Genomic DNA, 14497 nt, shown 5'->3' with positions numbered 1-14497 from the left:
ACTCATTACTCTATCTGTTACTGCTATAGCCTTTACTGCTCTCACTGTCATGAATTTCAGGATTTGTTTTCAGTGGTTCACCAATCTACTATTACTAATTCACTGAGTCTTAGATTTCAATGTTAGCCTTCTGATCCTTACGCTCGTTACTGAATAAAAGTACAGAGCATATCAGCACAATAACAGGTATCCATATGGCTTTAACACCAATAAATGATGTAAGCAACCCTCCTAAAATAGCTCCTGCTAGAAACGAAAGGTTAATTGTAGAATATCGAACGGTTCTACGAGCCGATTCATTGTCTTTTTTCGTGAAAGCAATATACGCTTCCTGTGTAGCTGAACGTAAATTTCCTGTAACCATTGTTGTACTATATGTAGAACCAATGAGTTTGCGAAATGAAGATATCTGAACCGAAGAAACAAACGAAACAGCAACTGTTACAATGATATTTGGGCTTGTGTAAGGTATAAAGCCTACGATAAAAAGGACTACAGTTTCAAGAATTAAAACTGCTTTTTCGGAATCTGTTATAAACAGGCGCATTGAAGGCTTTTTAATCATCTCGGCAACTACTACTCCGACCATGAATGCCAGAATAGGTACAGCATGAAGCACTGCCTGCCCCCATTCTCCTGTTGCAGCTTCTATGCCCATAAGCACGACGTTTCCAGTCTGGGCATTGGCGAAAACCCCGCCTCTTCCAACGAATGTATAAGCATCAAGAAATCCCCCTACAATTGCAAGAAGTATCCCAAGCTCCACCGACTCAGAAGTGAAATTACATAAACTTATTTTTCTTTCTTTTCTTTCGTATTTCAATGTTAACATCTTTATCATTCGAATTCAAAGAACCCTATTAAATAGTAATGAGCCTTACTCATAGTAATATTTAAACCTTTTTATAAAACAGAATCAATTTTTAAAAATGATTACTACAGGCTGTCCCAAAGCCACTCTTAGTTGTACATTTGGGTAATAAAAATCACAATATATATCTTCCTTAAATATATATATCAAATAAAAAATATACTTTTTAAGAAAAATTAGTTTTAGTGTTTCCTGTGTTCAAAAAGTACGATCAAAAGCAGCAATTTTTACTCCACTTAATCTGGAAGATTTTATCCCTGAAGGCCACATTTCCAGAGTAATAAATGATCTTTTTGATGTTGTTGATATTAACGCAATTGAATCCAATTACTCTGAAGAAGGTTGCCCTGCCTATCATCCAAGACTTCTTCAAAAAATCTGATTTTAGGGGTTACCTGATAAACATCCATGCGTCATCGGTTAAGCACTAAATTCCCTCTCTTGTACATGCTTTTATAATAATATTATCATCTCTGGATCTATGTCTCCTCGTTTCCCATCCCCTTGAACTCTCTTCGGAAAATGTTTCCCGAAGAGTGGTTAAGGCAAACTGCCAAAGAAGCTGTTCTCATGTACGTGAACGTAAAATTGACCCTATCATCACCTTTTGGGTTTTAACTCTGAGTTTTGGCGTATCACTCCATAACTTGTTGAGTTTCTTCGTCAGTGTGTTATTCACGGCATAGAGAAGCTTGCAAAAGATCCTGGAAGAAAACTTAGTAAAAAACTCGAAACCTTCCAGGATGTTCTCATTCAGGACAGTACAATTGTTCGTCTCCACTCTTCTTTAGCAGATAAGTTTCCAGCAGCAAGAGCAAGAACAATAGCTGCAGGCATAAAAGTGAGAGTTATGGTAAGCGCAGTTGCTAACATACCTAAAACAGTTGCCCTGTATTCTGAAAAAACAGCTGAGATCAAAACATTAAAAATAAGTCCCTGGATCAAAGATCGTGTTCTGCTTGTTGATCCTGGTTTTTACAAAACTCAAATGTTTGCAAGGGTTGAGGAAAATGGAGGATATTTTGTTTCAAGAATAAGGAAAAATACGGATCCATATTTGCAGAGAATACATCAGATTTATTGACAGTAATTCTGCATATATGTTGAATTCTAAGAATTTTTGAAATGATAATGGGTGTATATGAAAGTCAAGCATTGGATCCGCATGTATACAGAGAAAGATTTAGAGATGAATGGTTTGAATAAAAAATGAAAGAATTGGGTTCAAAAAGAGTGATAGGAGACGATATGAATCCTTAACCGATGGCCAATGCAAAAATATTATATATATGAAATAGAAAAAAACTCAAAGAAAACCCATTTAATGAAGTTGAAAAATGAATTCATGTAACTTAACGTATTAAAAATGTGATCCCTATGCCCAGAAAATACACCAATAAGACAACCCATTTTATTCTCCACGATGATGGTACATTCGACGTCTATATAAATAAAAAGTTTAAAGAATGTGGACTATATGAGGAAACCCCAGATACTGTAAAATTGAACTACTTCAAACACTCTTCAATATTCCAAAAAGAGGTAGGATGTTTAATTTCTGAGAATTACAGAATCTGGATAGAGGACAGAATAATTAATGTTCCAGGCGGCATCCTAGACAATGGAGTGTTCATAGCTAACTGTGATGATACAAGTACCATCCTGAAAGATTGAAGTTTACGATATTTAATAAAATAGACAAAGAGTGTTTGGATTCGAAGGAATCCATTTCGGAATTTTTATTTAAATTTTTGAATTTTTATTCTGTTTTCGAAATTTTTTATTCAATATGGGAAAACATTTCCTATGATAAGTGATTCCCAGTATTATCCTCTTTACCTTGTATGTTCAGTAGATTCTTTTTACGCTAGAAAATGGCTCTTCGTTGTTTTGTGTGGATATTCTCATAATATTCTTATGAAAACCGATGCGGTCTTGAGTTGAAAATCATCTTATCCATACGTAATAGCGAAGAGCCGAAAACATAAAGCAAATAAAAGGATTTTTCCAATCCTTAAGCCTTGATCTGGAATTTAGTGTTGAACATCAATATTAAGCATCAATACTTATTTCCAAAATCCCTTCAGATTCAAAAGACAGACCCATTAAAAAAGGAACTGGAACAAATGGAAAGACTTATTTTATCTGCAGTTCTCGTTATTTGAGAGAGATTTATCAAAAAATAATTAAGGGTCTTACGCGATTAAGCTGGAGCTGAGTTTCATTTATTAAATGCGGTCATTAAATACGGTTTTGTTATGGAAATTCATGGGTTCTGTTTGAATAAAATTCTCTTTGAGCAATAAGTATGAACGAGAAGATAAACTATCTTGATGGGCTGCGCGGTATAGCTGCGATTAATGTGATGATAATGCATTTCTTCATCATATTAGTCCCGGCGATGATTTATAGTGATCGAATGCCTTCACATCTGGGGAATCTTGAACAGATTTTCTCGAGTACACCACTGGGATTAATTGGTGCCGGGAATTTTTCGGTCTGTATCTTCTTTGTTCTCAGTGGCTACGTATTAACTCAAAAATACTTTAGAACTAAAGACAAAAAAATAATTGTAAGTGGCGCAGTTCGCCGATATATCCGGTTGTTTGTTCCGGTGCTAGCAGTAACAATATTATCTTTTTTACTGGCATCAACTGGAGTATTCCATTACTATATTGAAACCGTAACGGTTTCCGGAAATAATAACTACGACAACTACTGGACTTTTACGCCAGACATTGTCGATGCAGTTAAGCAGGCGGTGTGGGGATCGTTTTTTACAGGTGATGACACCTATAACCCGGTTTTATGGACAATGACAACAGAATTTTATGGGTCTATGCTTGTTTTCGCAATGACCATACTGTTCGGGATGAAACGTAACCGATGGACATTCTACCTTGCTGCATCTGTGTTTTTCTTCAATTCCTACTATTTTGCTTTTATAATAGGAATGGGGCTTGCAGACACATTTAACAGTAAAAAGTCAGTGTTTAAAACCGATAACAAAATAATATTATATATTATACTGTTTTCAGGACTGTTTCTCGGTTCGTATCCTGTAGGCACCGTGACAAATGATTCATTGTACGGTTTTCTCAATAACGGCCTCTTTGAAATTCCAAAGTTGACGTATCATATCCTGGGTGCCGGAATGATAATGTATGTTCTATTGAACAGCCGACGGCTGCAACAAGTCTTTTCTTCTCCAGTGCCAGTGTTTCTCGGTAAAATATCCTACTCGCTGTACCTGATACATTTCCTGATAATAAGCAGTTTCACCTGCGCGCTATTCCTCGCACTGCACCCTATATTACCATACTGGATGGCTGCTTTTATTTCGTGTTTCTTGTCTGTGCTATTAATAATACCCTTGAGTTATCTGTTTTACAAGTACGTCGACACGACAGGCGTAGAACTATCAAAGACCTTTTATAACCGGGTGGTCGATCCTTTCATATCCAGCATCTCCGGGAACACAAAGCAAAAACATATCTCAAGCACGATTTTCGGAATATATAACAAACTATTTAAATAATTTTTAAAGTCGTGTACGGGTATGAGAATTATGGATGTAAGATCGGAGAAAAAAGCCACTTTCCTTTATCCGGAGATTCCACGCAAGAGGCAGTGTCACGAAATAGCCTGGAAAAAATAGAGGTTAAAGTGGAAAAAGAGCATACCTGATTTATTTTTATTCATTGGGTCTAATTAAAATATGTGAACCATACGGATTCGATAATAACTGACCATAACGAGCTTGAAAAAAATAGCCCGAAGTTTTGTCTCAAAAACATTGACTCAAAATCAAGAGATTTCATATTTACGAGGTTTCTTCCTTCTTATTATAGGGGATTACCAGTTTTTCCAGGTTAACAGGCTCGTACTGATAATATACAATGTCACTACTCATTGTCAAATAGAAATATCCAGATGTTGCAGAAAGGTTATACTTGAAAGGATAAAGCATGGATTAAGAAGGCGCCTATTTTTCTTAAATAATTTCCCCCCGGAAAACGATGGCTATTTCTTAAACTACTGAATTCAGTTTTTCAGTTTTTCAGTTTTTCAGTTTTTAAAGTCGGTTAGTTTTTTAAAAATAGTTAACTTTTTAAAAATGGTTAGCTTTTTAAAAATAGTTAGTTTTTAAAAATAGTTAGTTTTTTAAAAATAGTTAGCTTTTCAAGATAAATCGATTCGTTTAAACCATTTCATTTGTTAAAAATCAGTCCGTATACACGAGTTAGTTTATCTGTCATGGATAGATTTATAAATTGCTTATCACCTCGATTGATGAATCGTTTACAATAATTTACAACAAACAAATTTATAAATTGCTTATCGTAATGGGTTTAAGAGGCGCTTTTATGATTAAGATGAAATTACACGGTACATACAATATCTATTATGCCATTCTCGGCATGCGGAACCCTATGAACTCCTGGCACCTTATGGACAGCAGTAAGCCTGATGAGGCAGGAAATTGCAAGCTCGGAGAAAAGGACCTGAACCTGGCCCAGCGCCTGACTCTTGCAGGGAACGAGCACGGTAAATTTTTAAGGTTCATTACGGTCTGTTTTGACCTGACTGCCCCTCTCTACTGGTGGAAAGAGTTTGACACCTACAAGTTCGTAGAAAAGAACTCCACCTCAACAATGCACAAGCTGACCAGCAAGGAGCTCGCACCTCACGATTTTTCGTTTGACACCCTGACAGATTACAGGAACGACCAGATCCGGCACCTTAACGACCTTATCAAAGCCTACAAATCCCGTGAGGGAGATAGTGAAGAGGACAACGCATACAGGAAAGCGATTTTCAGGGAACTCGTCCAGGACCTGCCGAGTGCGTTTCTGCAGAAAAGGACCGTTATAACCAATTATGCTGAGCTCAGAAACATTTACTTCCAGCGCCGCTACCACAAGCTTGATGAGTGGAGAGAGTTCTGCGACTGGATAAAAGAGACGCTTCCATACGCCGAAGAGCTTATCTGCCTGGAAAAAAAGGAGTAAAACCAGAAATATCTTTTCAGTGACCCCTGCTGGAAATAAATCGATCTCAGAACCCCGGGCTCTCACCGGTCGTGCGGAAACGACCGGCTTTTCCCAAAATAAATTTGAAAAATTTGAAAAAATGGAAAAATTCGTGTCCTCTTCAAATTGAGTGGAAATCTCTCACCTTCCCCTCTATACACTTTTTTCTCTAATGAGTTGAGCCAGGCATGGAATTTTCTACCCAATAACTTCATAACATTTGTGATTTTCCAGAAAATTGGCGCACTTCCCTCTATAAGTGTAAATTTTAATTCTGTTAACTCTCATTTTATGTTTGTTTTTGTCCTCTCAAATGATGACGATTTTTCCCAACTTTCAAAACCCTGGATTTTTACCAGTTACTTGCAATCGAATAATTCCTTAAACTGATTTTCAGTCATAACTTCAATATGAAATTCATTCCTGGACAATTTATTAATAAAGGATGCAAAGAATAAATGGATTGAACAGTGATAATTTTATAATTATTTTTATTTCATATGTCATTTCGCTGTTTGAGAGGGGTAATATGGGGCTTCTAAGTGAGTTTAAGGATTTTCTTTATGAATACAAGGTAATTCCACTTGCAATTGCTTTCATTATGGGTATCGCATCCACGGCTCTTATAAAGTCTCTTGTGGATAATATCGTAATGCCGATTATCACACTTTTTGTGCCGGGAGGAGCCTGGAAAACTGCAACTCTAGAAATTGGGCCAATAGTACTGGGATGGGGGGCTTTTCTGGGAGAACTGATAAATTTTGTAATTATTGCATTCGTGGTCTTCATGATTGCAAAAATGGTGTTAAAAGAAGAAAAAGTGGAAAAAAAGTAATTTAAAAGTATTAATGTATCCTCTTCAAATTGAGTGGAAGTCCCTCAATTTCCACTCAATGAACTTTTTTCTCTGATGAATTGAGCCAGAGATGGCATCTAGATTTGTTGGCGACTCTATCACATATAGTCACGCTGTAATTATTGCAGAAAAAAACTTCATTGTACCTTATTGGGCAGTTGCATTATTTAGCTTCGTGAATGGTTTGAAGGTTTACATCCCTTTTTCTGACTGTAAAAGGATATTGTGAACTATCTGAATACATAGTGAGAAGCTGAAATGCATGGCATCACCAGATGGCATTGATTATGCTTACGATGCTTATTCTGTTGTCGTACAAGATAACATTTATGAAATTTCATAAGATTTCACTTCATGGTGCCATTTTGATCATGAAGTTTCATAATCCATTGAATATATTGAATGCGGGGTGGATAGGTTGCAAAAATATTGAACCAGGATAATGATATGAGAGCAAGAGCAAGAGCAAGCAGATTGAGGGTTCCTGACAAAAATATGAGTAGGATTTTACTGAATTTTCTTCATGGTTACCGGCAAGTATTCAATTTTGAAAGTAAAAATGCAGGACAGTCTCAATAATTACACATTGATCAAAGTGGATAATGAGAAAACAAAAATTTCAAGTCAAAAATTTCAAGTCAAAAATTTCAAGTCAAAAATATTCAAAAAAGGGAATCAATTGGAAGAAATATGTAGTAACAGCTCCAAACAATAGATAATTTAATAATGTCAAGAGAAAAGGATCACCCAAAAGGGTACAAACTATCAAGTCAATGAAAATTAAATGGGAAATTAGAGAGGGAGTTAAAATATAAAAGTCATAAAGTCATGTGACTCTTGGCAAGCTTACTGAATGCAGATCTTCTTAAAAATTAGGAGAATCACCGTGCTTGCTATTAATTACTCTCCATATGTCTACTGGTTTTGGTCAATCTTTTTTGCAAAAAGCTTGCGGTAAACTATACTACATATAGCTGTCAAATTTTTGGTCAAGCTTTTTTGCAAAAAAGTTACTGGTACAATTATTATTCTGTAGAATTCAATAATGTATCGGATTAGAACCGTATCTTGAACCAGTTGATTTTTTATCCTCTACTTTTGTTTCAGGCTGTACAGTTGAACCAGTTGGTTTTTCATCCTCTACTTTTATTCCATGCGATACAGTTGAACCAGTTGATTTTTCGTCTTCTGCTTTTGTTTTATGCCAACCAGACAAACAGCAACATTCTTTGCAATGCATTATATATTTTATAACGCAGGCAAGTCCTATTGCTGCTAAGATACAGCCCACTATTTTCACTAATTTATGCATAGTTATTCACCCCAAAATATTATTGTACTTTATCGTTTATGAAGATACGCAAACAAATAGATTTGTCATAATAAGATCTCAAATTAGCTTTTAAAACCTCTAATCTAATTTGATATCCATTTCTTTAAAAGTACTTCCCAAATAAATGCTTATCTCCAACCTTATTTTGCATTTCTGTCAACACCAGTAATTGATATGCTATGAAACTCAATAGAGAGTAGAGTTTTGTTTTCTACTCTGATTTCTTACCTTTCTGATATCGAATTTTACTGTACCCTTAATATGTCAATGTATCTTTTCACATTCAGCTCTTTTTTTATACTGATAATCAAAAGTCTCATCTTTGATGTTCCGGTTTCTCAGATATATTCCTACCTGTTTTTCCTTCCAATCTCGTATAGAAATTTGAGTTTTTTTCATTGGTATATAAATATCTCCACCGATTTTCCACTCTTTTTCCACTTTTTATTTACCCAGTGATTGATTCTTTCCTCTTCACCTTCTTGATTTATTACGGCATTTGAAGCATAGGAAATAATCGGTTTTGAGTCCAAGTGATACTAAATAATAAATGTATACCATTATGTATTCAGCTTGAAAACTAATTGGAAAACTCAAGAGTAGCTAAGGGTTCTATTATGTTTTCTATTAAAGTTTATAAAGCCCCAGCTCTCAGTTCTGCAATATATGAATCATAATCTGCAGTTGAGCCGCCCGAAAAGCGTGAAATGTAATAATCTGCAACAATACAAGCTTGCTGCTCGCGATTATACTCACGGAAATGCTTTTTTTCCCCAGCTCTATATGCATATCCTTCACTTGCCTGAGCATGAAATGCTTCAACCAGATATTGCGAACCTGTGTGTTCCATCTGCGCCACATGAGTTAATTCATGTATAAGCCATTTCATATCGGAGCTGCCTGCTGCCGTGTTAAGCTTTCTATTGAAGTTAATTGTATGAAAAGTTGTAATCCCCATACCTGAGCATCTCTTTAGCTTTGTCCCTAACCAAGCGAGAAACGAAGCTTCGTCGATATGTACCTTCTGGTAATCAATTTTATCTCCAAATATGCTTCGAGCTTCCTTTTCTTCTATTGTGGTAAGGTCCCGGGCATTAGTTTTGACAATTTGCCATAAATGATCCATAAGCTCAGGGAAGGCACAAATATCGAGAACTTTTGAGACAGCACGGCCGACACATATAGCGAGGGATAACAGCTCATATTGTATCAGTTTTAAAAACCTTCGGCTCCCTGCAAGATCAGGATTTCGATGGTTTTCAAAGACGGTTTTCAAACAATCACCTGCTTTATTCCTATTTTTCAGGCTTTAATGCTTTGATTCTCTCATAATTGACTTCTATACCTTGATTCATATATACACTACACTAAAAAGTATTATACATTAAATATAAAAGTCTGCGTATTTAAAAAAGACATTTTAGCTTTCTCAGCATAATTTCGTCATAATTTCTTAAGTGAATTAAATGGTCATATTTATAAAAACGCTGGCTGAACAGCAAGTTTCTTTTTTGGAAGGAACAGCACCTAGAATAATATTCTCATTCTCTAAAATTTTTGTATAACATAGACCTATTTGCTGCGGTTAAAACCTATAATGCATCAGTGAGTAGACTCTAAAAAATTATACTCTAAAAAATTATACTCTAAAAAATTATACTCTTAAAAATTATACTCTAAGAAATTATACTCTAAGAAATTTTTCCTCTTTTAACTTTCAGTATTCTTCAGTCTAAAACTCAGGTTTTTTACTCAAAAAATTGGAACAATTCCATATCTTTGTTTTATATTTTACTATTAATGCATAAATATATTCAGATTTGGATAAAGCCAGTGTGGATAAAAAATCAACACATGTTAAAGAATTTCAAACAGATCGCTGGAAAAAAATTCTAACAGAAAAGACAATGAACAAAAGCTAAAATTCAGTATTGAATTGGTGCTGATTAGGAAAAAGACCAGTGATAGAAAAAACCATTTCATAGCTTCTCAGGCACTATCTTTCCACAATTTTCTGTTGAACTTATTCTGTTAACACAAGCAATTATATTTATAAATAATATTAAATAGCATCGAATACAATTATTAGGTCTAATCAGTGTCTAATCAGTATTTTATTACCTACTTTGTTGAAATTTAGCGAAGTGAGTGATTGGGTGGGGACCATAAATCTATCGCTATTTAGTAATCATCTGAGTTACCAGTGTCATGAAAATTTAATTATTGAGCAAACCTTTGATAGCTTTTCATCAGCAGATAGCGATTCAGAGTTAACATGTGACCAATAACTAAATTTTCAAGATACTAGTGATTACCTGTGCCTGGTATAGAGCTATATTTTATGGATATTTGGCTATATATTTTCACGGTAGTCATGTATTTAAGAAATATATATAGCTTTATTCAAGCTCGAATGAATTTTGTGATGCATAGTATGAGGATTAGTATGCAGATAATATGGTTTCACGGAGAACATGAAGCATGTAACTGGAAAACTATACAGCTAGTAAGAATCAGAGAATGCAACTGAGTCACTTTAAGTGTGGGGGTATTAATTGAATAAGCAATTGAAAGTATTATTTATAGGAACCTATGTTCCAAAAGAGTGTGGAATTGCCACATTCACATCTGATCTTTTAAATTCAGTGTATGGGGAAGATAATGACGTTCACTGTGAAGTAATTGCTTTGAACGATCCCTCTGAGACCCATATTTATCCTGAAGAAGTCGTTTTTCAAATACAGAGGGACAGGATCGAGGATTATTACCGGGCTGCGGATTATATAAACCAATCTGATATTGATATCGTATGTCTGCAGCACGAATTTGGACTTTTCTGGGGAAATGCGGGAGACTATATTTTTACTCTTCTTTCAGGAATCAACAAACCTGTGATAAGCACAATGCATACTGTAATCCGAGAACCTGAACCTGAGTATCGAGCATCCACGGAAAAACTCATCAGGTATTCCGAAAAGCTGATTGTAATGAGCCAGACTGCAGTCAAAATGTTAAAAGACGTTTATAAAGTTCCTGAGGATAAAATAGAATTAATCTTTCACGGAGTACCTGACTACCCTTTTAACAACTGCAGTAAATATAAAAATAGATTGAACCTGAAGGGATCTCCACTTGTCTTAACTTTCGGCCTGTTGAGCCAGAATAAAGGTATCGAAAGTATGCTTGATGCTCTTCCTGAAGTCATAAGCCAGTACCCTGACCTCGTTTACCTCATACTGGGTGCTACGCATCCTGTAATTAAAAAGAACTTTGGAGAAACATACAGGCAATACCTCCAGAACAAGGTCTCAGAACTCGGACTTGAAAAAAATGTAGTATTCCATGACAAATTTGTCGAGACAGAAGAACTCTGTAATTATATCCTCGCCAGTGATATCTACGTATCTCCTTACCTTTCCAGAGAGCAGATAGTAAGCGGCGCTCTGACCTATGCAATTGGTATGGGAAAGGCAATAGTTTCCACTCCATACTGGTATGCTCAGGAAATGCTTTCTGACAATCGCGGTTTGCTTGTAGATTTCGGAGACACGGGCGGTTTAAGAAAATCTCTTTTGCATTTAATCGAAAATCCAGAAGAGTGTGATAAGATGCGCAAAAAGGCATATGATTTTGGTCGAAAAATGACATGGAAAAACGTAGGTAAACAATATAATAAGGTTTTCACCAGGGCTTTAAAGAATTACAGAGCCTACTCCACCTCGAAAAAGTTTAATTTCCTTCCGAACCAGTTGCCTGAAGTAAAACTTGATTACCTGAAATTGTTAACCGATGACGTGGGAATTATTCAGCATACCAATCTAGGTGTACCGGCTCGTCATTACGGATACAGTACTGATGACGTGGGCCGAGCTCTTGTTGCACTGACACAGTTAATAGATAATCAGAAGAAAGCCGAAGAGTTCTGGAAGTTAATTACCACATATATGAGTTTTCTTGAACACGCCCAGACCGATACGGGTCACTTCCACAACTTCATGAGCTATAAACGGGAATTTCTGGATGAAAAAGGAAGTGAAGATACTCTCGGACGTGCTATCTACGGTCTTGGGCATGTGGTAAGCTGCCCTTATCTGTCAAAAAATATACGCACGCTTGCCCATACCCTTATGAGCAGAGCCAGGCCTGAGATGGAGAAACTTAATTATCCAAGGGCAAAAGCCTATACCATGTGCGGCCTATCTGAAATGCTCAGGGCAGGTGTGGATACCGATGAATTTGAATCGGTCTTTAATTCGCGCAGGGATGCCGTCAAGTCTGTAGACTCCCTTTTAAGTAAAGATACCTTTGAATCCATATTTGTCAGATACGCGAATTCTCTGGTCGACTTATATGAGGCTAACCACAAAGAAGATTGGAACTGGTTCGAACCTACGGTAACCTATAGTAATGCAAAAATTAGTGAATCCCTTTTACTGGCATACAATTACACCAAAGACCGAACTTATCGTAAGGTCGGCCTTGACACTCTGGATTTTCTTACTGAGATCCAGTGGAAAGGTGACTTTTTTGACATGGTTGGAAACCAGGGCTGGTACTCTTACAATGGGGAAAAGCCTATTTTTGACCAGCAACCCATCGAAGCAGGTTATCTGACTCAAGCCTATGTTTCAGCTTATGAAATTGTACATGACAGGCAGTATCTGGAACTTGCAAGATATTCTTTTGAATACTTCCTTGGAAGAAATCGTTTGCAAACTGTTATGTATGATTATTCCACAGGCGCGGTCTGTGATGGGCTCAACCGCGATGGTATGAATTGTAACCAGGGCGCAGAATCCGTAATTTGCTTTCTTATGGCTTTAAGCTCTTTAAATAAGCATATGGATAAAGCTTTCAGTAATATATTGCAGTCCAGGGTAAGCGACGAGGTAGATGATAGAACTCTGCAGAAAAGAAAGAGTTTTTTGTCAGCAAATCAGGTTGAGTGAAAGAAGAAAGTAAAAGGGTATACGATCCCGAGAGTCAGAGAATATGATCTGGGAATGAGAATAACATGGTATGGGAATGAGAGAATAACATGGTATGGGAATGAGAGAATAACATGATCTGAGAATGAGAGAATAACATGATCTGAGAATGAGAGAATAACATGATCTGAGAATGAGAGAATAACATGATCTGGGGAGCAAGAATAAAATGATCTGAGAAATGTGAAATATAATCTGGGGAGCAAGAATAAAATGATCTGGGGGATGAGAGAATAATATGATCTGGAAAGACCATGGGGAGTTATTTGTAAGATACGATAGAAATCCTATATTAACCGTTGACGATTGGCCTTATAGGGCCCATTCAGTTTTTAATCCTGCAGCTGCTATAGTTGATGGCACTACCCTGTTACTGGTCAGGGTCGAAGATCACAGGGGCTTTTCTCACTTTACAATAGCAAGGAGTAAGAATGGAATTTATGGTTGGGAAATTGATCCAGAACCAACCTTTGCTCCTGATCCTGTAAAATACCCTGAAGAGATATATGGTATCGAAGACCCACGCATAACTTATATAGATGAGATGGAAAAGTGGGCTGTGGCATATACGGCTTTTTCGGATTCAGGCCCTTTAACTGCACTTGCCTTTACTGAAGACTTCCGAAATTTTGATAGAATAGGAGCTACCCTGCCTCCTGAAAACAAGGACGCTGCGGTTTTTCCTGTAAGGTTTAATGGCAGATGGGCAATGTTACACAGACCTGTATCCAACATTGCGGGTGCAAAAGCAAATATCTGGATTTCCTTTTCGCCTGATATGAAATACTGGGGAGAACATGAGGTTCTTCTATATGCCAGAGAAGGTGGGTGGTGGGACGCAAACAAAATAGGCCTGTCCCCACAGCCAATCCGTGTATCTGACGGATGGTTAATTATGTACCACGGAGTACGCCAGACAACAGCTAAGGCAAGTTACCGGCTTGGACTTGCCCTTCTTGACCCTGATGACCCCAGGAAAGTGCTCCACAGATCTGAAGGCTGGGTTTTCGGGCCTCGTGAAATGTACGAACGCAGCGGAGACGTCAATGACGTTGTTTTCCCCTGTGGATGGGTACTTGCGGGCGATGAAATTCGTATTTATTACGGGAGTGCGGATACTTCCGTATCGTTAGCTATCGCAAAAGTGCAAGATGTCCTTAGATATATTCATCAGTGTCCTGAGAAACAGTGCCCTGATGAATATTGCCGGTGGTTTGAAGAAGATATAGAAAGTTCCACTGACCCGAAAAGAGGCTATTCAAAATTGAAATGAGATAAATAAAAAATAGGGTATGAAAATCAAAAATCAAAAATCAAAAATCAAAAATTAAAAATCAAAAATCAAAAATCAAAAATTAAAAATCAAAAATCAAAAATCAAAAATCAAAAATCAAAAATCAAAAATCAAAAATCAAA

Annotated in this window: 11 protein-coding genes and 3 pseudogenes; 9 read left to right on the top strand and 5 right to left on the bottom strand. The window is 36.6% G+C overall.

The features are described from left to right. Nucleotides 1-109 precede the first annotated feature (109 nt). Nucleotides 110-832: a YoaK family protein gene (locus MSKOL_RS07700; protein ID WP_048158227.1), complete on the bottom strand. Its 723-nt coding sequence runs from the start codon at nucleotides 830-832 to the stop codon at nucleotides 110-112. Between the two features lie 233 nt (nucleotides 833-1065). Here MSKOL_RS07700 and MSKOL_RS19240 point away from each other — a divergent pair. The 4 genes and pseudogenes from MSKOL_RS19240 to MSKOL_RS07685 all read left to right on the top strand — a co-directional run. Further along, a pseudogene (locus tag MSKOL_RS19240) lies at nucleotides 1066-1287 on the top strand (IS5/IS1182 family transposase); the annotation flags it as partial. Between the two features lie 230 nt (nucleotides 1288-1517). Next, nucleotides 1518-1946 (top strand): annotated as a pseudogene (locus MSKOL_RS21600) (transposase); the annotation flags it as partial. Between the two features lie 302 nt (nucleotides 1947-2248). Beyond that, complete coding sequence (locus tag MSKOL_RS07690) at nucleotides 2249-2545, top strand: hypothetical protein (protein WP_048120003.1); 297 nt, start codon at nucleotides 2249-2251, stop codon at nucleotides 2543-2545. A 634-nt stretch (nucleotides 2546-3179) separates the two neighbouring features. Continuing rightward, the gene (locus tag MSKOL_RS07685) at nucleotides 3180-4409 is read left to right on the top strand and encodes an acyltransferase (RefSeq protein WP_048154923.1); all 1230 of its coding nucleotides are present in this window, start codon (nucleotides 3180-3182) and stop codon (nucleotides 4407-4409) included. A gap of 285 nt (nucleotides 4410-4694) precedes the next feature. Here the strand turns inward: MSKOL_RS07685 and MSKOL_RS19980 are convergent, their stop codons facing one another. Next, nucleotides 4695-4841: a hypothetical protein gene (locus MSKOL_RS19980; RefSeq protein WP_156151000.1), complete on the bottom strand. Its 147-nt coding sequence runs from the start codon at nucleotides 4839-4841 to the stop codon at nucleotides 4695-4697. A 397-nt stretch (nucleotides 4842-5238) separates the two neighbouring features. Here MSKOL_RS19980 and MSKOL_RS07680 point away from each other — a divergent pair, with 397 nt between their 5' ends. The 3 genes and pseudogenes from MSKOL_RS07680 to MSKOL_RS21005 all read left to right on the top strand — a co-directional run. Next, entirely contained in the window at nucleotides 5239-5883 is a 645-nt protein-coding gene (locus MSKOL_RS07680; protein ID WP_048154920.1) for a hypothetical protein, read from the top strand. A gap of 550 nt (nucleotides 5884-6433) precedes the next feature. Next, entirely contained in the window at nucleotides 6434-6739 is a 306-nt protein-coding gene (locus MSKOL_RS07675) for an MscL family protein (RefSeq protein WP_048119997.1), read from the top strand. A gap of 224 nt (nucleotides 6740-6963) precedes the next feature. Further along, nucleotides 6964-7240 (top strand): annotated as a pseudogene (locus tag MSKOL_RS21005) (IS701 family transposase); the annotation flags it as partial. Between the two features lie 559 nt (nucleotides 7241-7799). Here MSKOL_RS21005 and MSKOL_RS07665 read toward each other — a convergent pair. The 3 genes from MSKOL_RS07665 to MSKOL_RS07655 form a co-directional block, all read right to left on the bottom strand. After that, nucleotides 7800-8072 carry a hypothetical protein gene (locus MSKOL_RS07665; RefSeq protein ID WP_048154913.1) on the bottom strand — a complete coding sequence of 91 codons (273 nt, stop codon included), beginning with the start codon at nucleotides 8070-8072 and terminating at the stop codon, nucleotides 7800-7802. Between the two features lie 285 nt (nucleotides 8073-8357). Continuing rightward, nucleotides 8358-8534 (bottom strand): hypothetical protein, encoded by a 177-nt coding sequence (locus MSKOL_RS19975; protein WP_156150999.1) that lies wholly within the window; start codon nucleotides 8532-8534, stop codon nucleotides 8358-8360. Between the two features lie 193 nt (nucleotides 8535-8727). Then, complete coding sequence (locus tag MSKOL_RS07655) at nucleotides 8728-9369, bottom strand: hypothetical protein (RefSeq protein ID WP_231592531.1); 642 nt, start codon at nucleotides 9367-9369, stop codon at nucleotides 8728-8730. Nucleotides 9370-10648: 1279 nt separating this feature from the next. On the opposite strand from MSKOL_RS07655, the gene MSKOL_RS07650 reads away from it, so the two are divergent. After that, on the top strand, nucleotides 10649-13042 hold the full coding sequence (locus MSKOL_RS07650) for a glycosyltransferase (protein WP_048154908.1): 2394 nt from the start codon (nucleotides 10649-10651) through the stop codon (nucleotides 13040-13042). A 277-nt stretch (nucleotides 13043-13319) separates the two neighbouring features. Beyond that, on the top strand, nucleotides 13320-14354 hold the full coding sequence (locus MSKOL_RS07645) for a glycosidase (RefSeq protein WP_048154905.1): 1035 nt from the start codon (nucleotides 13320-13322) through the stop codon (nucleotides 14352-14354). Nucleotides 14355-14497: the final 143 nt, after the last annotated feature.

Source organism: Methanosarcina sp. Kolksee (assembly GCF_000969945.1).
In the GTDB taxonomy this organism is placed as follows: Archaea; Halobacteriota; Methanosarcinia; order Methanosarcinales; family Methanosarcinaceae; genus Methanosarcina; species Methanosarcina vacuolata.
This window is presented reverse-complemented; position numbering and strand designations above follow the sequence as displayed.

Coding starts and splice junctions, on each gene's coding strand:
- MSKOL_RS07700 (WP_048158227.1), bottom strand. CDS start 832: ATGTTAACATTGAAATACGAAAGAAAAGAAAGAAAAATAAGTTTATGT.
- MSKOL_RS07690 (WP_048120003.1), top strand. CDS start 2,249: ATGCCCAGAAAATACACCAATAAGACAACCCATTTTATTCTCCACGAT.
- MSKOL_RS07685 (WP_048154923.1), top strand. CDS start 3,180: ATGAACGAGAAGATAAACTATCTTGATGGGCTGCGCGGTATAGCTGCG.
- MSKOL_RS19980 (WP_156151000.1), bottom strand. CDS start 4,841: ATGCTTTATCCTTTCAAGTATAACCTTTCTGCAACATCTGGATATTTC.
- MSKOL_RS07680 (WP_048154920.1), top strand. CDS start 5,239: ATGATTAAGATGAAATTACACGGTACATACAATATCTATTATGCCATT.
- MSKOL_RS07675 (WP_048119997.1), top strand. CDS start 6,434: ATGGGGCTTCTAAGTGAGTTTAAGGATTTTCTTTATGAATACAAGGTA.
- MSKOL_RS07665 (WP_048154913.1), bottom strand. CDS start 8,072: ATGCATAAATTAGTGAAAATAGTGGGCTGTATCTTAGCAGCAATAGGA.
- MSKOL_RS07645 (WP_048154905.1), top strand. CDS start 13,320: ATGATCTGGAAAGACCATGGGGAGTTATTTGTAAGATACGATAGAAAT.